20 protein-coding genes are annotated in these 20,149 nt (G+C 47.7%); 11 read left to right on the top strand and 9 right to left on the bottom strand.

Annotated features, from left to right (window positions below; all coding sequences use genetic code 11):
* Nucleotides 1-3 precede the first annotated feature (3 nt).
* Together OEU88_RS04735 and OEU88_RS04730 are read right to left on the bottom strand one after the other, a co-directional pair.
* Nucleotides 4-672, bottom strand: a complete 669-nt coding sequence (locus tag OEU88_RS04735) for an aquaporin (protein ID WP_262693962.1) — start codon at nt 670-672, stop codon at nt 4-6.
* Between the two features lie 10 nt (nt 673-682).
* Nucleotides 683-1,168, bottom strand: a complete 486-nt coding sequence (locus OEU88_RS04730; protein WP_262693961.1) for an arsenate reductase ArsC — start codon at nt 1,166-1,168, stop codon at nt 683-685.
* Nucleotides 1,169-1,364: 196 nt separating this feature from the next.
* Between OEU88_RS04730 and OEU88_RS04725 the strand changes: the two genes are divergently transcribed.
* The 4 genes from OEU88_RS04725 (at nt 1,365) to OEU88_RS04710 (ending at nt 6,458) form a co-directional block, all read left to right on the top strand.
* A complete protein-coding gene (locus tag OEU88_RS04725; protein ID WP_262693960.1) occupies nt 1,365-4,019 on the top strand; it encodes a M10 family metallopeptidase C-terminal domain-containing protein in 2,655 nt (884 codons plus the stop codon).
* A 216-nt stretch (nt 4,020-4,235) separates the two neighbouring features.
* Nucleotides 4,236-4,865, top strand: coding sequence for a DedA family protein (locus OEU88_RS04720; protein WP_262693959.1), 630 nt, complete (start codon nt 4,236-4,238; stop codon nt 4,863-4,865).
* Nucleotides 4,855-5,994 (top strand): hypothetical protein, encoded by a 1,140-nt coding sequence (locus tag OEU88_RS04715; RefSeq protein WP_262693958.1) that lies wholly within the window; start codon nt 4,855-4,857, stop codon nt 5,992-5,994. The genes OEU88_RS04720 and OEU88_RS04715 overlap by 11 nt, the downstream gene beginning before the upstream one ends.
* Nucleotides 5,995-6,020: 26 nt before the next feature.
* Complete coding sequence (locus OEU88_RS04710) at nt 6,021-6,458, top strand: DoxX family protein (RefSeq protein ID WP_262693957.1); 438 nt, start codon at nt 6,021-6,023, stop codon at nt 6,456-6,458.
* A gap of 85 nt (nt 6,459-6,543) precedes the next feature.
* Here OEU88_RS04710 and OEU88_RS04705 read toward each other — a convergent pair whose 3' ends face one another.
* The 5 genes from OEU88_RS04705 to OEU88_RS04685 form a co-directional block, all read right to left on the bottom strand.
* Nucleotides 6,544-7,491, bottom strand: coding sequence for a DUF2336 domain-containing protein (locus OEU88_RS04705; protein WP_262693956.1), 948 nt, complete (start codon nt 7,489-7,491; stop codon nt 6,544-6,546).
* 189 nt (nt 7,492-7,680) lie between these two features.
* Nucleotides 7,681-8,631: a DUF2336 domain-containing protein gene (locus tag OEU88_RS04700; protein WP_262693955.1), complete on the bottom strand. Its 951-nt coding sequence runs from the start codon at nt 8,629-8,631 to the stop codon at nt 7,681-7,683.
* A 141-nt stretch (nt 8,632-8,772) separates the two neighbouring features.
* Nucleotides 8,773-9,390 carry a hypothetical protein gene (locus OEU88_RS04695; RefSeq protein WP_262693954.1) on the bottom strand — a complete coding sequence of 206 codons (618 nt, stop codon included), beginning with the start codon at nt 9,388-9,390 and terminating at the stop codon, nt 8,773-8,775.
* 274 nt (nt 9,391-9,664) lie between these two features.
* The gene (locus tag OEU88_RS04690) at nt 9,665-10,528 is read right to left on the bottom strand and encodes a YheT family hydrolase (protein WP_262693953.1); all 864 of its coding nucleotides are present in this window, start codon (nt 10,526-10,528) and stop codon (nt 9,665-9,667) included.
* A 94-nt stretch (nt 10,529-10,622) separates the two neighbouring features.
* Nucleotides 10,623-11,528 (bottom strand): MBL fold metallo-hydrolase, encoded by a 906-nt coding sequence (locus OEU88_RS04685; protein ID WP_262693952.1) that lies wholly within the window; start codon nt 11,526-11,528, stop codon nt 10,623-10,625.
* A gap of 323 nt (nt 11,529-11,851) precedes the next feature.
* On the opposite strand from OEU88_RS04685, the gene OEU88_RS04680 reads away from it, so the two are divergent.
* On the top strand, nt 11,852-13,528 hold the full coding sequence (locus tag OEU88_RS04680; protein WP_262693951.1) for a thiamine pyrophosphate-binding protein: 1,677 nt from the start codon (nt 11,852-11,854) through the stop codon (nt 13,526-13,528).
* 42 nt (nt 13,529-13,570) lie between these two features.
* Nucleotides 13,571-15,082 carry an L-piperidine-6-carboxylate dehydrogenase gene (gene amaB, locus OEU88_RS04675; protein WP_262693950.1) on the top strand — a complete coding sequence of 504 codons (1,512 nt, stop codon included), beginning with the start codon at nt 13,571-13,573 and terminating at the stop codon, nt 15,080-15,082.
* Between the two features lie 14 nt (nt 15,083-15,096).
* Here amaB and OEU88_RS04670 read toward each other — a convergent pair whose 3' ends face one another.
* Both OEU88_RS04670 and rpsU read right to left on the bottom strand, forming a co-directional pair.
* Nucleotides 15,097-16,248, bottom strand: a complete 1,152-nt coding sequence (locus OEU88_RS04670) for a serine hydrolase domain-containing protein (protein WP_262693949.1) — start codon at nt 16,246-16,248, stop codon at nt 15,097-15,099.
* A 172-nt stretch (nt 16,249-16,420) separates the two neighbouring features.
* On the bottom strand, nt 16,421-16,633 hold the full coding sequence (gene rpsU, locus OEU88_RS04665; protein ID WP_262693948.1) for a 30S ribosomal protein S21: 213 nt from the start codon (nt 16,631-16,633) through the stop codon (nt 16,421-16,423).
* A 307-nt stretch (nt 16,634-16,940) separates the two neighbouring features.
* On the opposite strand from rpsU, the gene OEU88_RS04660 reads away from it, so the two are divergent.
* From OEU88_RS04660 to OEU88_RS04640, 5 genes are all read left to right on the top strand, one after another.
* Nucleotides 16,941-17,606 carry a COQ9 family protein gene (locus tag OEU88_RS04660; protein ID WP_262693947.1) on the top strand — a complete coding sequence of 222 codons (666 nt, stop codon included), beginning with the start codon at nt 16,941-16,943 and terminating at the stop codon, nt 17,604-17,606.
* A 6-nt stretch (nt 17,607-17,612) separates the two neighbouring features.
* Complete coding sequence (locus OEU88_RS04655) at nt 17,613-18,575, top strand: tyrosine recombinase XerC (RefSeq protein ID WP_262693946.1); 963 nt, start codon at nt 17,613-17,615, stop codon at nt 18,573-18,575.
* Nucleotides 18,550-18,948, top strand: coding sequence for a hypothetical protein (locus OEU88_RS04650; RefSeq protein WP_262693945.1), 399 nt, complete (start codon nt 18,550-18,552; stop codon nt 18,946-18,948). The genes OEU88_RS04655 and OEU88_RS04650 overlap by 26 nt, the downstream gene beginning before the upstream one ends.
* A gap of 67 nt (nt 18,949-19,015) precedes the next feature.
* A complete protein-coding gene (locus OEU88_RS04645; protein ID WP_262693944.1) occupies nt 19,016-19,597 on the top strand; it encodes a bifunctional transcriptional activator/DNA repair enzyme AdaA in 582 nt (193 codons plus the stop codon).
* Nucleotides 19,582-20,100 (top strand): methylated-DNA--[protein]-cysteine S-methyltransferase, encoded by a 519-nt coding sequence (locus OEU88_RS04640; RefSeq protein ID WP_262693943.1) that lies wholly within the window; start codon nt 19,582-19,584, stop codon nt 20,098-20,100. The genes OEU88_RS04645 and OEU88_RS04640 overlap by 16 nt, the downstream gene beginning before the upstream one ends.
* Nucleotides 20,101-20,149: the final 49 nt, after the last annotated feature.

Here is a 20,149-nt window from a genome sequence, read left to right as displayed (position 1 = left end):
AAACTACTTATCTGTGTTGTTGGCAGGCTCAAACATGCGAAAAACGGCATAAGCCAAAAACGCACCTATCATTTGAAACATAATGAACATAACAACGTCACGCCCCATAATCCCAGAAAACGTGTTTGTCATGGATCGTGCAATAGTAACTGCCGGGTTGGCAAAGCTTGTAGAAGCCGTGAACCAGTAACCCGCCGTGATATAAAGACCAACAGCGTACGGGATAGCCTCAACACGATTGCGCAGGCAGCCTAAAATCGCTGCTAACAAACCAAACGTTGCAACTGCTTCCGAAACCCACTGCCCGACACCTGTTCGCTGTCTTTCGGATGCTTGCAGTAGCTCCATATCAAACATGAGGTGTGCCAATAAAACACCTGCGACTGCCCCAATGATTTGTATAGCAATAAAGGCCACTGCGGTCGTGCGGTTAACATCACCGCGCGCCAAAAACACTAGCGTCACAGCCGGATTAAAATGAGCACCCGATATAGGTCCAAACACCAAAATAAGCACCACAAGGATCGCCCCTGTCGCCGCTGTGTTACCCCACAATGCGACAGCATCATTTCCCGCCGCCAGTGTTTCACCCATAATACCCGAGCCAACAACTGTTGCGAGCAATAATAAAGTACCAATAAATTCAGCTAGTAACTTCTGCTGCAATGACATGGTGCCGCCCTCATTGTTGACCTTTGTGAATATCAGCTAGTGCCAGACTTATATCTTCTGGTGCCATTGCGTCAAAATCTATCGCTACAAAAGCCGCAACATTTCGCTTCAAACCATAAAATGTTTCTTTGAATGCCGCCATAATTTCCTCGTCTGAGCCTTCAACCGCAGCAGGGTCAGGAAAGCCCCAATGAACGGTTATTGGCGCACCAATCCATACCGGGCATGTTTCACTTGCAGCGTTACCACAAACAGTGATGACGATATCCATTTCAGGAGCACCATTGGCGGCAAACTCATCCCAGCTTTTTGAGCGAAATACACTTGTATCAAAGCCTTTATCTTTGAGCAGCCGCAGCGCATATGGATTTACTGTCCCATTAGGGTTGCTGCCCGCACTAAAGGCTTTAATACGCCCACACCCCGTCGCATTAAACAATGCTTCACCTAAAATAGATCGCGCTGAATTACCTGTACAAAGGACTAAAATATTCATCGAATCCCCTTCATTTCACCTCAAAAACCATACTCTTTTGCGCTCGGCTCATCGTCGTTTCTCACGCCATAACCTCAACTCATCGCAAGAGATTGCATCTCACCCCAAATAGATAACCACTAATCAATTAAAGCGAACTATTTATGACAATTTTCCTTACCTTTGCATATGCACTAAGTCATTAGCGGGGAAAACGATGGACATACCTGGCAACATTAACTCTAGCGCATCAGTAAATGTAGGCGGCAGTCTGCGCAGTAGTTTTGAAAACGGAACAGATACTGATTACATCCGCGTCACGCTAATAGCCGGGCGTACGTACCGTATTGATTTAACTGCCGCGGACCTGACCAATGACAGTGTTTTTGACCCTCTGATTCAAGGTATTCTAGCTTCTGATGGAACGCCGCTTAACATATCAGACGATGACGGCGGCGTCGGGCTTAACGCGGCACTAATTTTCACCCCAACAGAATCTGGCACATACTTTATCATTGCGGCATCAACTTCCACTAGAGACACTGGTGATTACCGCCTTGCGGTCAAGGAGATCACAATTCCAGTTGATGATCATGATGCTAATTTTGAAACCGCAGCTACAATTGGGCTATGGGAAGAAACCACAGGCACCATAGAAACAGTGGCCGACACTGACACTATCGGCATCACGTTAGATGTCGGTGACACATACGCAATCACTATAACAGGCGAAGATGCCGGCAAACTAGGCGGCATAGACAATGCCACAATCGTGTCATTTGTTGACGAAAACGGTGTAGCGGTCGGTGAAGGCCTCTATGAAATAATTGAGCCTGCACACGGTCTGAATGCACAAATCAACTTCACGCCTGAAAATGCCGGTACATACTATGTCACTATAGGTTCGGACGGAGCCAACGTTGGTGACTATCATGTAACCGCGTCTATTAATGGCAGGGGCGTTTACGATTTTGCAGCAGTTGAGAATAACGTCGCCTTAACAGGTATAACCAACATTGACGCATTTTTCGAGTTTGGCACTTCATGGGCTGCGGGCGAGCCTGATGAAACAACGCACGTCACATTCAGCTTTCCAACACTGACATCGCGGTTTGATTCAGCGCAGTATGGAGGTAATTCAGAAATCCGCCATGATTTCAGGCCCTTTTCGGCAGCAGAGGCAAATTACGCCCGCACCTTGCTTGAAACAGTATCTACATTTGCCAATATAAATTTCGAAGAAGTAACGGATTCAGGCCTTCAAGCTGGCACTATCCGGCTTGCCCGAACCGATCACGCCTTGTCTGCCGGATCAAGGCTTGCTTTTGGGTTTGCCAGATTACCATTCGAAACTGCAGCTGCGGGAGATTTGTGGTTACAAGAGCGCATGCAAGCAGGTATGCCTCTTACGAGCGTGGCACGCACCATCGTTCACGAGGTGGGGCACGCGCTTGGCCTATCACATCCAAACCGTGAAACCATCCAAATTACAAATGATGTACGGGGTATTGAATACTCGGTCATGATGAGCTTTGAAGTATCCAGCCGCTTCCCGACGGCAGCATACACCGACATTGGCCCACAAAGCTTTATGTGGCTGGATATTCAGGCACTAATCGCGCTTTACGGTGTAAGTGACGTAACAAAAGGCGATAACGCACTAAGCCTTAATACAAACTTGAACCAAAACTTCCTAACACTATGGGATGCAGGCGGAGTGGACACACTAACCCTGACCGGTTCACAAAGCGTTACATTTAACCTCACCCCCGGCACCTGGAGCAGTGTTGGCACTACTGTGCGCTACTTTACGCAAAATAATACGCAAGTTGGCACTAAAACCGATACGGTCTTTATTGCACCAGATACAACAATTGAAAACCTGACAGCTGCAAGTGGTAATGATGTGTTAACCGGCAATGGTGCTGACAATCGCATCCTCGGTGGAAGTGGTAACGACACCATCCACGGCGGTGCCGGTAATGACGTTCTTCGCGGTGACATTGGACACGACAAAATCTCTGGAGGATCAGGTAACGACCGATCATTCGCTGGCCCCGGTGACATAGGAAACGATACAGTAGATGGCGGTAGCGGCGACGATGTAATCGGCGGTGGTGAAGGAGACGATATCCTTATCGGCGGCGAGGCAGCTATTGGCCTCACATCTGCGAACACAAGCGACGCTGGCAACGACACTTTATATGGCGGCGCAGGCAACGACCTTTTAGTGACGGGGGCGTATAACATACAAACAGCAACCGCCATTAGCACCGGCAACAGCAGCAATGTTGCATTTTCAGGCAATGGAAATGACACATTATTTGGTGATGGAGGGCGTGACGTATTAGGTGGTGGGACCGGTAATGATCAAATATCAGGCGGTGCTGGTGACGATATTCTTTACGGCGGCACCGGGACAACAAGCGGAGCAGACACCTTGAACGGTGACAATGGTAATGACCAGGCTTTCGCGTCTTCAGGCGCAGACCGTGTATCTGGTGGCGCAGGCAACGATACATTATTCGGTGGAAACGGCGACGATACAATTGACGGCGGCATGGGTGATGACCTGATATTTGGAGGTGCCAATAATGACCGTGTCACCGGAGGTGCCGGTGATGATACTTTCGCTTTTGTAAGTGGCTTTGGCACTGACACAGTTACCGACTTTGGCACATCAGGCGGTGATATGGATATTCTCGACCTTTCAAGCATTGGCCAGTTATCACTTAATGATATTCAAGCAAGTGCAACATTCAGTGGCAACAACACAACACTTACTATCGGAGATCATGGAACAATCGTTTTAATCGGCATCACCAGCGACACGTTACAAAGCCTGATCGACAACGGGCAGATAACTGTATAATCAACGTTGCCCTAAAAACCAATTGTAACAAAGCGTTCACAATGCTGTGCAGCTTCTTACCATCAGCAGCAAACACCCTTATCTAGTATGCGCAAGGATAACCGTAGGCTATTTTTAGTTGCGTGGTAAATAAACTATGACATTGTCATAGTTTGGTTTTTAAGAACCTGCGCCTGAATTAGATGATATCAGGCGTGACTTAAGGGGTAACAAAGTTTGTCATTTTCCGTTGAAGCACTCTTTGCGTGGCTTGAGGCAATGGCTCATGATCCTTTCAGCTTGGCGCTGGCGCTGGCGCTCTCGACACTGGTAACCGAAGACGGTGCGTTGGTTGCTGGCAGCTTACTGGTTGGCAGCGCCGTTGCTTCACCTTTGGTAGTGGTGTCAGCGCTGACAATTGGTATTGTTGGCGGCGATATTGCGCTTTACGCTGCAGGCTGGACCGCCAGCGAGTTTCGCTGGTTGAAGCGTAGGCTACCTATTAAGAAAGCAAAAAAAGTGCGCCGCTGGTTACGTGGACGGGAAACACTTGTTTTGTTTTTCTCTCGGTTCATGCCCGGCACGCGGCTGGTAACGTATGTCACCTTTGGTTTTTTGCGCCTATCACTCGCACGTTTTATTATTGTTATGAGTATTGCAGCCATCATTTGGGTGACAGGTCTTGTGCTATTCATTAGCGAAATACAACAAACCTTTAGCGGCATCGGCACCGTGCCCGCAGCGCTTTTGGCTGCTGCTACAGCTATTATACTTATCATTATAACGCCTAAGATTATTCGCCGATCAAAACACGCCACCAGCCTTGATGAAGCGTCAGAAGAAACGATAACTAACAATGAACACTAAACAAGAAAAAGACCTGCCACGGTCACCAGCGCCTCATGCAGGTATGCCTGAACTTGATGCAAGTGCCGGCAGAACATCATGGTTTGAATTTGCGCCCGCTCATCTGTTTTACACACCGATTGCGCTATGGTGCGCCTGGCTATCGTTGCGGTATTTTGGCCCCACCCTGCTAACCAATGCCAACCCTTCATTACCGTACTCAGGCCTCGTTGGTGAAAGCAAAGAGATTGTACTAAACGCAATAAAAAAACCTGAAGCACGCTCATATATTGCCGCGTACGGTCAAGTGCTACGCTGGGGCGGTGAAGGTGCCGCAAAACGCACATTAAGTGATGCATTGAGCATCATGAAAGAAAAGCAGCTTACGTTTCCACTTGTTGCAAAACCAGACATCGGTATGCGCGGCGTTGGTGTGCAAATCGTCAATAATGAAGATGAACTTGCATCCTATATTGCCGTTTTCCCTGCAGGTGCCAATTTCATCCTGCAAACACTGATAAACGAAGAAGGCGAAGCGGGCGTTTTTTATGTGAGAGAACCCGGTGAAGACAAAGGACGCATTACCAGCCTGACCTTGAAGTATTTCCCGCGTGTTACCGGTGACGGCACCCGCACACTCCGTCAGCTCATCATGGATGACCCAAGAGCAGGCCAGTTGGCGCATCTATACCTTGAACGGCACAAAAAACGCCTTGATGACATTGTCCCAAAAGGTAAGTCGATTAAAATTGCTTTTGCAGGGAGCCATAGCCTCGGCACAATTTTTCGCAATGGCAACGACGAAATCACCGACGAGATGCTGGACACATTTGATAAGCTCGCAAAATCAATGGGCGAATTCTACATCGGGCGCTTTGATATACGATTTGGCGATTTTTCTGCCCTGAAGGCAGGACATGGTTTCAAGATAATTGAGGTAAACGGCGCAGGCGGTGAGCAAACACATATATGGGACTCACGAACAACGTTACGCGACGCATATAAAGCGCTGATAAAACAGTTCAGCTATTTGTACCGTATCGGCGCAGCAAACCGCAAAAGAGGCTTCACGCCAACTAGTTTGTCTCAACTGATAAAAGCGTGGCTAGGCGAAAAGAAATTGACACGTCACTATCCAATTACTCATTAATATTCACCTTAAGAGGGAGAGAACCAATGGACTTTATCAAGAAACATATCAACTGGCTTCCAGTGATTCTGATTGTTGTCATTCTTGGACCAAGTTTACCGTTCAAGTTTACGGGACACCCACAACCGACACATATTTTTGATGTTGTTGGACAGTTTTTAGGTCTGGAGTTTTTCCGCGCATACGGTGCAATCATTATTGGCGTTGCTGAACTAGTGGCAGTCATCACTGTTATAATGCCCAAAACACGCCCATTTGGTGGCCTGTTAACAGCGGGAACAATGGCTGGCGCTATCTTTTTCCATTTAGCAAGCCCGCTTGGCGTAACCGTAACTTGGATGGACGAAAACGGCGCGACGCAACAGGATGGTACACTGTTTTACACCGCCATAGTTGCCTTTGTATGCGGATTCTATCTTGCAGCAAAAGGTAAAGATCAAATTCTTGGTCTTATTGGCAAATAACTAATCACCAGACTCTATCTTCAATGAAGACAGCAGGCATATTATTGTGCCTGCTGATTAAAAAGCTGTCTATTGAGCAGGTTATTTATCGGATATTTTGCTTTTTTAAAATTTCGAAAATCATCTGCGCGCTTGCTTTATCAACTTTAGCATTTTGCATCAAAGCAACAAACACTTGCATGTCACTCCCATGTAGCATCTCACGCGCGGTTACCAACGTTAAACCAGCGCGAAACGCAAGAGAGCTCTCCAAAAACGCCACACTACCCTTTTCCAACATATCCATAATCAGGTCCATGGTAAGTCGGTTCTGTTCGCGCAGGTCTTTAACGTAAGCATGTATCTGCTTTTCATCAGCAGCAATAATGACATCCCATGTTGCCTTTGACAGACTATTTGTGAGCACAACCTCGGCCACATCACTTGATAGACCGTATTGCCCTTCAAGAAGGCTGCGATACTGCTGTGATACTTTATCCATTAATGCTTTAACGATTGAAATAGGTAGTTCGTCACGAACACTCGTCTGATTCATAAGTTCCTGACGGTCCGGAAAACGTTTGATGATATTGGAAAGTGTTGATTCTCGCAGCGGTGCCTTTTTATTCTTAACAATAAAGCTAACACTTTTCTCTGAACCAAAGGTCACAATAGCATCGCATGTCACTTCACCCAGGTCTTCTCGTTTGGAAATGGCGATGTGGGCATGTTCTTCCAGGTGCGGAATTAACCCGGCAAATTGCCGATCAGAAAAAACTGTTGTCACCGCAAGAAATGGGCCCGACACACTTTCGATATCACTAGCTATACGTGCAGCAAGGTCATGAGGAATATAAGGGCAGGAGCGCAATTCAAAGGCCAATGCCTTACGGACCTCGGCAGCAACATCTTGTGCTAACGCACGCGCAACATTTTCTATTGTTGCACGCTTTTCCTGATCTTCACTGCGATTGAGGAAACCCGCAATTTGGTGCGTTAAAGCCACCTTATCCTGTATATCAGCATCCATTATTTTAACCGGATCAAAATTCATTTATTCCTAGCCTTAAAACGCAGATACAAACCGTGTTTCTGAATTATTCTATCTTCTAAAACACAACCGTAGATTACCGTGATCACAATTGGACCATGAGTCAGTAAAGAATCTGTTAATGGTTTAATATATGCACGCTTTTCTCATATTGCGCTTCAGCAAGGCGCCTAATCTTTCTTTATTCAACTGTCAGTGGTGTGTCACCGCACCTTTGGCAAGGCCAAGAAATTTAGGTGCATATTTTTGAGACACATTTGCCATTTTCATCAGCCTGACAAATGCCGGCGGATCAGTAAGTCGCAAAATATCTTGCACACGCGCCTTGGGTAAACCGGCCTCAAGTGCCAGTGCACTCTCAAGAAAGTGGATATTGCCGCGCTTGGCCATTTGCAAAGTTATTTCATGTGTGAGGCGGTGTTGTGCTCGCAGTTCGGCGACAAAAACATGAATATCTGCTGGGGTTGCCTTTTCAACTTCCTGCCACAGGACCTCATACATGCTGGCATCAACAACCGTTTCTGCCATCGCTTTTTCAATATCGTAATGCGTAACAAGCGTTTTTCGACAGTGATCCGAAACTTTGTCAATGATCATATTGACGATTGAAAGAGGCAAGTCACTGCGAACACTCATCTGATCCATCATGAGGCGATTACTACCAAAGCGTGAAACCACAAGTCCACATGCCTGCTCACCAAGCGTTAACCGATCATTGCGCACCAATGTGATGACGCAAGGTTCCTGTCCTGATTTAGCTAACGCCATAGTAACGTCTTCATGCAAGTCAGGTCGGCGAGCGAGCCACGTGCGCACCCCCTCTTCCAGATCAGGAACAAGCCCTGCAAGTTCCTCGTTGCTGAAGACAGATGTTGCCTCGAGAAAAGGTCCTGACACAGCTTCTATGTCTTTGATAATTTTATCCAGCAAATCACGCGGCAATTGTTTACAACGTCGGAGTTCAAAGGCCAGCACTTCACGCACATGAGCAGACACATCCTGAGCAAGAACACGCGCAACATTTTCTACTGTACGTCGTTCAACATCAGCTTGGTCCCCAACAAGGAATTGGCCAACACGTTTTGCGAGCACAATTTTCTCGATAGACGTCGTATCAACCAAATTTCTTAACGATAGTACCATTTCACCATCTCGCCTCAGTTAAACACACTGCGATTAGCGCGCTGCAAACCTATGCAGCTAACACAATCCCATAAGATGATGATGAAATGGTCAATGAATGACTAAAATTTGCTTAAATTACGTACTTAAATGGCCTGCGTACTATGGTGACGTGGGGAAACTATTGATGATAGACGCAATACATGAAATCCCCGGCCAGCCTGATGTAGCTCCAGCATCAGCTAACGCCGCTGACAGCTCAACATAGATACCATTTTGAGAATTTGCGTTCCTGCTTGGATCAAAAAAATCACCAACAAAAGATGTTTCAGAAGCATTCAAAAACTCTGAGGGATCAATGTTACGATTGGTTCGCCAAACCAAAAAGCCACAATCCTGCCTATTATCGCTTGGCGCGGGAACACCTATGGGGCAAGCACTGGGCAGAAAACTGGGTGAAAAGATAGCACCCGGCAAAGGAATTGTATTCGAGTCATTTTTAAACCGCGTAATATGATCAATCCGATACCCACCACGATCAGCCCGGTAATTAATATTCAGGCTCGTTGGGTTTGCCCAGGCATTTCCTTGATCATCAACCAGAACGCGGTAACGCGACGGCAATCTGAAAGCACACGTTAGCGCCGAGTTAACGGCCTGCCGCGCTGATGCTTTCATTGTCATCACCATCGGCAAACCACCTGCAGCCAGCGACAGTATCGCACGGCGTGATGCTTTGTGTTTAGCGTTATTATCGGAATCTTTAATGATTTCAGACATATGTATATCGTGGCCTATTTGTATACGCAGTGCGCAAAATTACATTTAGCTCCTCAGGAGCAGACCACCAACCGTGAAGTTATCATAACGCGAAACATTCAATTTAGCTAACAGTTTCTTAACCTTAACTATCATCTGAGTTTACTTTTAAGGTTTGTCCAAAAAATGACAAGGCAGTACGCTCATGCCATGGTTCTGCCATTCCACCACAGTGGAAGCCAACATGCCCGCCTGATTTGGTAATAATAGCTCCTACTGGATGCGTAATGGGCCACTACGCTTTTTTATAATCAGCAACAGGAATCCAAGGATCATCATACGCGTGAATGGCAAGCGTCGGTACCTGAATACGATCAAGAACACTGTAGCAGGAAACCTTTTCATAATAATCAACCGCACCCGCAAAACCAAATACTGGTGCAATCACATGCTCATCAAAATCCCATATGCGCTTCAGTTTGGCCGGATCAACCAACACTTTTGGATGCATCAACCCTTTAAGGTCGCGGCGCATATTCCCAACAACGTATCGTGAATATAATTTATTCCTCGGGCGCTCCAGTTTCCGTTGTGCCGAAGCCAAATTAAGCGGAGCGGAAACAGTTACTGCACTTTTCACACAGCTAGGAACGTTACCTTCACCGAGCATACGCAGCGCCAACTGGCCACCCAGAGAAAATCCCATTATAACAACGGGCGCCTCGGTATTTTCATTTGACACATGCGCGATGACTGCGCGCAAATCATTAGTTAACCCTGCACTGTAAGGCGCTGAAGAATGCACGGCTGATGGACCAACGCCTCTGTAATTCATCCGAAAGACATGAAATCCTTTATTGAGAAAAAACCGTGTAGCAGAAACCATATAACTGCTGTCTTCAGCCCCGCCCAAGCCATGAACAAGAACAAGGTTCTTAACGGGTGATTTATCTGGTTTTGCATAGTTGGCTGCAACGCTGACAGCACCAACATCAATAGGCGTGTGCAAACGTGCGTCAGGCTCTAATGTGCGCGGGGCACCAACCAAACTGTTGCGCAGTGTCTGCAGATCACCACCAACCCAGGGAAATCGTGCTTTAAATGCCGGAAAATCTTCCGTCTTAAAGTGCTTATTTAACCCTGAACCGATTAGCTCCACTGGCAAGTTACCTCAAAAAAGAAACATGTGTGAATTGGCGTTTTAAAATAATTTTAGAAGAGTAACACTCTTACATAAATTGCGGTAAATTAGTTTATTGAGCCATCAATTCTTGATCTGGTTGTTTTTCATCCATCATATCAAGGTGCGCACGTACACAACTACGCGCCGCTTCAATAAGACGCGCTGTAAGATCATCATATAGCATGTCGACGATAGTTTCTGGTTCCGTTATACCACGTGCAACACATGCACCAACCTGAGCATGCCGCATCATCCGGTGGTTACGTACTTCTCTGATGCGTGTAACTGCGCACTCTACTGCATCACCGTGACTTGGCAACAAACGCGTGGCACCCGTTTCCTCAAGCAATGTTAAGCTAGCAAGATAATCTGCAAGGTTTCCCAGTGGCGGCACGATGACCGTAGTAGACCAACCCATCACATGATCACCTGAAAACAGCGTACCGACCTCAGGTAACAGGTAGCACAAATGGTTCGGGAAATGGCCCGGCGTGTGCAACACATCGATCCGCCACTTGCCATCGCCAATCGTTTCGCCGCCCGATAGCTCGTGATCAGCTTCAAAGTCCAGATCCACATCTTCATCCGTAAGCGCAGCCAACTTGGAACATAGTTTCTTGGAGCCATAAACCGGTGCACCGGTAAGAGCCTTCAAAGGCTTCGCTGCAGGGCTATGATCAAGGTGAGTATGGGTCACAAAAATACCGTCGACAGAGCGTCCCGCAATAGCTGTTTCAACGGCTGCAACATGCGCGGCATCTGCTGGTCCAGGATCAATAATCCATAAGCGCTCATCACCAACAACATAGGTATTGGTGCCCGGGCCTGTGTAATCTTTTGCATTATCAGCTAGAACAACGGAAATACCGTTATCAATTGGAACAGGCCTACCATAGACTGAGCCGGCTTTATGGTTTGTTGCCATTATGGGGCTTGATTTTTGAGCCGACTGGGCTGATTGACTAGTCTTGTTCACGCGGCACTCATAGCAAATTCATTAACTCAATACAGGTTCGATTTAGACAATAGTCCAATAATAAAAACCACTCACCCTTGTTCACGGTTAGGTTATCATGGCATTTACCAGAACATCGTTTCACATACACTTAATACGAATGAAGTTAGCCACGCTTAAACGTGCTTCCCTGATTGTATAAACAGCATATTTTATACAATCAGGCTTTCAACACAAAGGTGTTAAGTTTCAAGATTTCATTGAAAAACAGGCGCGATACGCCTATGCCCGAACTATGGAAACCAACGCAGCCATCTTTGCATGGTATACTGGGGGAGACTGAAGTGGCGCAAATTCCTGAAAATCATATTTTGGGCGGCCATGCACTGATAAAGGCATTGACCGACAATGGTGCTAATATTGCATTTGGTGTACCAGGGGAATCGTATCTGGCAGCGCTTGATGGCCTGCACGATGTTCAGGACACATTTCGTTTCATTACATGTCGACACGAAGCCAGTGCAGCAAACATGGCAGAAGCATACGGCAAACTTACTGGTACACCCGGCATATGCTTTGTAACTCGCGGCCCGGGCGCAACACACGCTTCGATCGGCCTGCATACTGCGTTTCAAGACAGTACCCCCATGATCATGCTGATCGGGCAAGTCGCATCAGATCAGGTAGAGCGTGAGGCTTTTCAGGAAATTGATTATCGGCGTTATTTATCCGAGGTTACCAAATGGACGGCTGAAATTAACGACGCTTCGCGCATCGCAGAATATATTGGTCGCGCTTTCAGAGTAGCTACATCCGGCAGACCAGGACCAGTTGCGCTTGCCTTGCCCGAGGACATGCTTACGCAGCTATGCGCGCCACAACAAAGTATAGCTTATTCACCGTCGCGCGCACACCCAGGCCCAAATGATATTGCCGCTTTACAAGACATGCTGGAAAAGGCCGAACGACCCCTCATTATGCTGGGCGGCAGCGGTTGGGACGAAAGCAGTGTTGCTCAAGCGCAGACATTTGCCGAAAAAAATAATTTGCCTGTCACCGTATCATTCCGGTGTCAGGACAGGTTTGACAACAACCACCCTAATTACATTGGCGATATGGGCATCGGTGCAAACCCTGCTCTTGTAGAGCGTATGCAACACGCTGATCTGTTGATTGTGCTCGGTGCACGCCTCGGTGAAATGACAACGGGCGGCTATGCACGATTAAAAGTACCTGTGCCCGATCAAACGCTCGTACATATTCATCAAGGTGCTGAAGAACTGGGCCGTGTTTATCAGCCTGCACTTGCCATAAACGCCACACCACAAACCATTATGCCCGCGCTTCTATCATTAACGATAAAACCGCAACATGGCTGGAAAGAAAATGTGTCAGCAGCCCGTGCTTCATACGAAGCATGGAATACACCCCTACCGAACCCAGGCGCGGTTCAACTAGCTGATATATATAAACATATGCATGAAACATTGCCTGACAATGCTATTGTCTGTAACGGGGCGGGCAATTATGCTTCATGGTTACACCGGTTTTATCGCTATCGCAGCTTCGGCACTCAGTTGGCGCCTACGTCAGGCGCTATGGGGTACGGTGTACCTGCTGCAATTGCAGCTAAAATAGTCCATCCTGATCGTTCGGTAATTGCATGTGCTGGTGATGGTTGCTTTATGATGAGTGTAATGGAACTGGCAACAGCGGCTCGCTACAACGCCAATGTTATCTTTCTTGTGTTTAACAACAGTATGCTTGGCACCATCCGCATGCACCAGGAACGTGAGTACCCTGCTCGGGTAGCAGGGACAGAATTAACTAATCCGGACTTTGTCAAACTGGCTGAAAGCTTCGGAGCGCTCGGGATAAAAGTCTCACAATCTGGTGAATTTGAGCCGGCGCTTGAAACTGCCTTAAATGCTGACAAACCTACTCTTATTGAAATTACAGTAGACCCTGAAGCTATTGCACCAACAGCGACGCTTTCCGGCTTGAGAACAAACAAAAAATAATACGGTAGACTTGCCAATAGATATACAGCACGGAGGAAACACATGGACGCGCGCGTTGCTCTTATTTTAAACGATTTGCACATTAACCCAGTTGAATTTGCTGCAGGAAATCTGGCCGTTCAATCTCCAATTGATGGTAAGGTAATTGGCCGTGCTCAAACGGATTCACCCTCAACCATTGATTACAAAATCAAAGCTGCAACCAGAGCGTTTGATATATGGCGCCGTGTACCAGCACCGCGCCGCGGTGAGCTTGTAAGATTGCTCGGCGAGGAACTGCGCGCCAATAAAGACGCGCTGGGCGCATTGGTAACAGCAGAATGCGGTAAACTACTTGAGGAAGGCAAAGGCGAAGTTCAGGAGATGATCGATATCTGCGAATTTGCCGTTGGATTGTCACGGCAACTTCACGGTCTGACCATTGCTTCCGAAAGGCCTGGCCATCACATGCGTGAATATTGGCAACCGCTTGGTCCGGTGGGGATTATTTCAGCTTTCAATTTTCCGGTTGCCGTATGGTCATGGAATGCCGCACTCGCGCTTGTTTGCGGGGACCCATGCATTTGGAAACCATCCGAAAAAACACCAATGACAGCACTGGTTTGCCAAATACTGTTTGAACGCGCGCTTAAAAAGTTTGGAGCTGATGCACCTGATGGTCTTTCCAGTGTGATTATTGGTACAAAAGATGTTGGTGAACAGATGGTGGACGACCCTCGCATCGCACTTGTGTCTGCCACTGGCTCAACAAATATGGGGCGCGAGGTTGGGCCCCGTGTTGCTAAGCGCTTCGGGAAATGCCTGCTGGAGCTTGGCGGTAACAACGCTATTATCGTGGCCCCAAGCGCTGATCTGGAAATGGCTATCCCTGGCATCGTTTTCGGCGCTGTTGGAACGGCGGGTCAACGTTGCACATCAACACGGCGCCTTATGGTGCATAACAGTGTTTATGAAAACCTGGTACCTCGCCTTAAAAGTGCCTTTGCCAATGTAAAAGTGGGTGACCCACTGGAGAATCATACCCTTGTAGGACCGTTAATTGACGAAACGTCGTTTACCACTATGCAGCAAGCAATAGAAAAAGCGAGAGCCGAAGGCGGCACCGTTTCAGGCGGCGAACGTATCGAAGAATTTAACCTGCCTAACGCATATTATGTGCGACCTGCGATTGCTGAAATGCCAGCACAAACCACGGGTATGTGCGAGGAAACATTTGCGCCAATACTTTATATTGTAAAATACGAAGAATTTGACGAAGCAATAGCTATGCAAAATGCTGTTCCTCAAGGCCTTTCAAGCGCTATTTTCACAACAGACATACGTGAAGCTGAGGCGTTTGTCAGCGTTGCAGGTTCAGATTGCGGTATCGCCAATATCAACATTGGTACATCTGGCGCCGAAATCGGTGGTGCATTTGGCGGCGAGAAAGAAACCGGCGGCGGCAGAGAAAGTGGCTCGGATGCGTGGCGTTCCTATATGCGCCGTCAAACATCAACGGTTAATTACAGTCACGAATTACCATTGGCCCAAGGTATAAAGTTTGAGTTGGATTAATTAGAAGTAGCTTACTACTCTGTTGCTTCTATCAGTCGCCATCCACGCCTGATTTCAGCTCCCAAACCATTACCACCAGTGCCATTTGTGAGAACTACCAAGCCATTCCCGGTTGATAGTTGTCCCTCAATCCATGCTCTGTAACTATTATTTACCCCGCCATGCGTAAACCACATATTATCTCCCTCACCTTCAATACGAGGGCCGGCACCATGTTCACCTGGTGCAACACGTTGCATCATACGGCGCACAAGTTCATGAGGTAAGAAGCTAGCTTCTCCTCTATGGCTCTGGATTAATGCAGCCACAAGCTTACCCATATCATTTGCCGATGACCACAGGCCTGATGCTGCCATTTCAGGCATCGCCTCATAGCCGCGCGGCAGAGCAACAGGCCTGCCACGGCTATTATGAGCCTTCGCCACATTCTGCGTCTGCTCCGGCAAAGGGTTTACAAAACTGCTGCGTTGCATATCAAGCGGCGCGAAAAGCGCAGTCCGCGCCAATTCAGGGAAGTCCATTTGAGAAACGTCTGAGAGAACCAGTTGCGCCAACGTATAGCCGCCACCTGAGTATTGATAACGTTGACCTGGCACAGCAATAAAACGCAGCCGACCATGGCGCGCGGGACTGGTTCCATTAAGAGTATCATACACCGTTGGCAATGTTGCTCCAGGTTCAAAATCGGCAAAACCATGAATATTAAAGCCCGCTGTATGAGAGAAAATACGCCGTAAAGAGATCAGTTCATCTGGAGCATCATCAGGCAACTGCCAACTCTTCAGATATGGGCGAATATCTACATCCAACGACAACACGCCATCCGCTTGCATTCGGTGCGCCAGCACTGCCGTTGCAACCTTACTGACCGAACCCATGGAAAACAGAGTATCAGCGTTGACTTGTTGTGCGGCGCCTACCTGAAGCACTCCGAAACCAGTTGCCTCAACAAGCTTGCCATCCCTGATAACGGCTATCGCAACACCTGGCACACCATAATGTGCCATTCGGTTTTCTAAAGACATTGGCGCACCGACGCCTAAAACGCCATCACTGCGCAAGTTGCTTGTTATCGCATTTATCCAAGGGGTTTCATTGCCTGTTGCCGAAATAGTGGCGAAAACTACAGAGCAAAGGAAAGCGAAAATGGCTTTGAACCGAAACACAACGCACCTCCATATCATGCACACATACTATTACGCGGAGCCAAAGGCTGTTCAAGCCAACTCACAGCACATCAGGAACAGTTCACCTCAAAGCAGGATCAGACAAAAGAAAACCCTTCGAAGCGTTAACTTCAAAGGGTTTAAAATTCTCTATAGCTTAGCTTGCGAAGTGTTACTTCGAAACCAAACCATCACGCTCAAGGCGCTTGCGCTCTAGCTTGCGGGCACGACGTACTGCCGCAGCCTGCTCACGAGCCTTCTTTTCAGATGGCTTTTCGTAAAAGCGACGCATTTTCATTTCGCGGTAAACACCTTCGCGTTGAAGTTTTTTCTTCAAAGCACGTAGGGCTTGATCCACATTGTTATCACGAACGGAAACCTCCATGGGTTTCTCACTCCTCTCAAAGCCATAATTTACGAGCAACGAATCAATCGCATTTCGCAGGGCTGGCGCGGTATAGCAAAGCCTGCCGTATGACACAAGTTAAAATAAGACCTTATTACCGCCAGCATTAAAAACTGCAGATCAATAAGGTGTTTAGACCCATATATGTATCATAAAAGCCGTCTCTCGGCAAACCTGCGTCAGGATGCCTCTCGCACGGCATGCCAACACATGTTATGAATATTGTGAAAAAATATGACATGCACTAACCATGCGTGCCTTTGACGTTGGATGGAAAGGTAGAATTGTGGCTGCGCAACCTATTGCCGAAAAGACACCTGAAGAATTGCAAGAACCGCTATTGGCGGCAATGTTTAATCACATCCCTTTCGATGGTTGGAGCGACAAAGCACTAAAAGCCGCAGCCCTGGATATAGGCACAACGCCTGAAATGGCAGAACTTTCATTCCCGCGCGGTGCGATAGAGGCACTTGAATTACACCTGCTGCATGCAGACCAGCATCTTGCTGCAACGCTTGAAACGCTAGATTTGCCTTCAATGAAGATCCGTGATCGGATTACGCTCGCCGTTAGAACACGCCTGGAGCAAAACACGGGCAACCGCGAAATTGTAAGACGCGGCCTCACATTGTTATCGCTGCCGCAACACCTTGTTACTGGTAGCAAGATATTATGGCGCACTGCTGATACAATGTGGAAAGCTGCCGGAGACACATCGACTGACCATAACTGGTATACCAAACGTGCTACGCTAAGTGCTGTCTACAGTGCCGTTTTATTATTTTGGTTAAGCGACGATTCTGAAGGCCACGCCGAAACATGGGCATTCCTTGACCGGCGAATTGAAGATGTTATGAAAATTGAAACTGCGAAATTCAAAATGCGTAAAGCCAGCGCAAATATGCCATCTTTTTCTCGGTTTTTGGGACGTCTTCGTTATCCTGAGGTTTAGTTCGCGGTGAAGCAAGACACCACAGCCTCAGCTTTCAATGAAGCATCTCTCACTAACGTTCATGCAGACCTCTCTGCAATGATTAAGCGATGGCGTCGCTATCTTGAAACTGAACGGCGTATGTCGCAGCACACCCTTATTGCATATGGGCATGACCTTGGATCATTTCTGCGTTTCTTGAGTATATATAAAGGCGAAATGATTACGACAGCATTACTGGAAAGTTTGCAAGTTAGAGAATTTCGCGCTTTTCTTGCGGCACGCCGCGCGGATGGCCTGTCCGCTGCATCAACAGCGCGCACTTTATCATCCGTGCGCAATCTATACCGCTATCTAGCACGCGCTGAAAGTATAGAGAACGATGCCATTGATGCTGTACAGGCGCCAAAAGTGCCACACAGAATCCCGCGTCCTCTCACCGAAGAAGCAACAAAATCAGCGATAGAAACATTACCGGAACTTGTGACAGACGACTGGGTAGCAGCACGCAATGTGGCTGTCATCTCATTGCTATACGGTTGTGGCCTGCGAATCAGTGAAGCTTTGGCTCTGAGTGGTGACGACAGGCCCCGCGGTGATACAATGCGTATTATCGGTAAACGCGGCAAGGAACGGGTCGTTCCCGTATTACCCGTCGTTCAGGATGCAATTGAAACATACACGCAGCAATGTCCATTTGCTTTGAAGCCTGATGGCCCGCTTTTTGTCGGGAAACGTGGTGGTAGATTAAACCCACGCATTATCCAGTCCGCAATGCAAGATGTACGTGCAGCTCTTGCTCTACCCGAAACAGCAACACCTCATGCACTCAGGCATAGTTTCGCAACCCACCTTTTGTCTCGTGGCGGTGATTTACGCACCATTCAGGAACTACTTGGACACTCCGACCTTAAAGCAACACAAGTTTATACAGAAGTTGATAGCGCGCGCATCCGTGATGTGTATGATCAAGCCTTCAAACGAAACTAACGTAATTGACGCGATGACTGATCAAGAAGAAAAACAAAAGAACGAAACCAGAGGTCAACGAGATATTCGAAAATCGTTTGCGACCTTACATGGATGGTCGCTGACATTTTTATATATTTCACTGGTCGCATGGTCGGTAATGATTTCATATGCACTTGTGAGATTTGATATGCTGAAGCTCACAGATGGTGCATTTATGCCTTGGCTCGTATTACTTGGCTGCATCGCAACTTTTTCAACGAGCTTAAATGCCAGTAAACAGTTTTGGCACGCAATGCGCACCAAACAACCCATACCCCCCGTTGCACTAATGCCCTTCATGGCCATCGCACTCACGATAGCAATTGCAGGCGCTGCTTTCAGCGAGTTGTAATATACGCAAACACAAAAAGGTCCGAAAACAGCGAGCTTATTATGTGATGGTACGTTATGTTTAAACCATGAACGCACAGTCACACATTGCAGATCGTCACGTCCTGTATCAAGCGTTGCTTAAACGCGATAAACGATTTGATGGCACACTCTTTTTTGCTGTTGTCACCACCGGGATATATTGCAGGCCTATATGTCCTGCACGCAAACCAAAGCCAGAAAATGTTTTGTACTTTGCTGATGCAAACACCGCTGCCCTCGCAGGGTTTCGCGCTTGCAAGCGTTGCAGACCAGAAAGCCGGCCAGGCAGCCCCGCGTGGCAGGGCACAGGTGCAACTGTAAGCCGTGCGCTAAGGTTATTAGCACAAGGCGATGGACCAACAAGCAACACTGCACTGGCAGACAAACTTGGCATAACAGACCGACACCTAAGGCGACTGTTTAAAGAACACCTCGGTCGATCACCGATGGAAATTCGTACCGAGAACAGGCTTTCCATTGCAAAAACATTACTAAGCGGCGGTGATGCAACCATTGCCGATATTGCATTTGCAGCTGGGTTCCAGAGCCTGCGCCGCTTTAATGATGTGTTCAAGAAAACATATAACTGTACCCCGACAGAATGGAGACACCAATGCAACACCCCTTAGTTAGAACAGAAATACCGTCACCGATTGGTCCTGTGGCTCTGGTTCTGGACGGCGATACGGTTGTCATATGTGAATTTGCTGATCGTGCATCACGTGTTGAGCGGCAATTAAGTCGATTTTATGGAGGTAGAGAAGTGATAACGGGCAGCGCTCCACACGAAGTGGCAGAGGCCTTCAAAGCATACTTTGATGGTGACCGTGATGCTTTGGATATACTGAAAACAAACCCTGTTGGCACAGACTATGAGCGCACGGTTTGGAAAGCCCTGCGTACAATCCCTGGCGGCACAACTGACAGTTATGGTGCGCTTGCAAAACGCCTGAACTCCAGCCCGCGCGCTGTTGGGCGCGCCAACGGCCGCAATCCCGTAGGGCTTATTCACCCGTGCCACCGTATTATCGGCGCAGATGGATCGCTAACCGGTTACGCTGGCGGCCTTGAGCGCAAGGAATGGCTGCTCGTTCACGAAGGCGCCATTATGGATTTGAAACTGCAGGCATAAAAAAAGCCCCGGCAAATACCGAGGCTTTCAAAAATCTGATCACAGGTAC

The organism is Kordiimonas aquimaris, assembly GCF_025574485.1.
Taxonomy (GTDB): Bacteria; Pseudomonadota; Alphaproteobacteria; order Sphingomonadales; family Kordiimonadaceae; genus Kordiimonas; species Kordiimonas aquimaris.
Note: the sequence above shows the minus strand (reverse complement) of the source record. Positions and strands in the feature narration are given on the sequence as shown.

What these genes read in the sequence shown, in the direction of transcription:
- OEU88_RS04715 (WP_262693958.1), top strand. Translation starts at nt 4,855, where the DNA reads ATGAACACTAAACAAGAAAAAGACCTGCCACGGTCACCAGCGCCTCAT.
- OEU88_RS04705 (WP_262693956.1), bottom strand. Translation starts at nt 7,491, where the DNA reads ATGAATTTTGATCCGGTTAAAATAATGGATGCTGATATACAGGATAAG.
- rpsU (WP_262693948.1), bottom strand. Translation starts at nt 16,633, where the DNA reads ATGGAGGTTTCCGTTCGTGATAACAATGTGGATCAAGCCCTACGTGCT.
- OEU88_RS04730 (WP_262693961.1), bottom strand. Translation starts at nt 1,168, where the DNA reads ATGAATATTTTAGTCCTTTGTACAGGTAATTCAGCGCGATCTATTTTA.
- OEU88_RS04645 (WP_262693944.1), top strand. Translation starts at nt 19,016, where the DNA reads ATGAACGCACAGTCACACATTGCAGATCGTCACGTCCTGTATCAAGCG.
- OEU88_RS04640 (WP_262693943.1), top strand. Translation starts at nt 19,582, where the DNA reads ATGCAACACCCCTTAGTTAGAACAGAAATACCGTCACCGATTGGTCCT.
- OEU88_RS04695 (WP_262693954.1), bottom strand. Translation starts at nt 9,390, where the DNA reads ATGTCTGAAATCATTAAAGATTCCGATAATAACGCTAAACACAAAGCA.
- OEU88_RS04735 (WP_262693962.1), bottom strand. Translation starts at nt 672, where the DNA reads ATGTCATTGCAGCAGAAGTTACTAGCTGAATTTATTGGTACTTTATTA.
- amaB (WP_262693950.1), top strand. Translation starts at nt 13,571, where the DNA reads ATGGACGCGCGCGTTGCTCTTATTTTAAACGATTTGCACATTAACCCA.
- OEU88_RS04650 (WP_262693945.1), top strand. Translation starts at nt 18,550, where the DNA reads ATGATCAAGCCTTCAAACGAAACTAACGTAATTGACGCGATGACTGAT.
- OEU88_RS04725 (WP_262693960.1), top strand. Translation starts at nt 1,365, where the DNA reads ATGGACATACCTGGCAACATTAACTCTAGCGCATCAGTAAATGTAGGC.
- OEU88_RS04710 (WP_262693957.1), top strand. Translation starts at nt 6,021, where the DNA reads ATGGACTTTATCAAGAAACATATCAACTGGCTTCCAGTGATTCTGATT.
- OEU88_RS04700 (WP_262693955.1), bottom strand. Translation starts at nt 8,631, where the DNA reads ATGGTACTATCGTTAAGAAATTTGGTTGATACGACGTCTATCGAGAAA.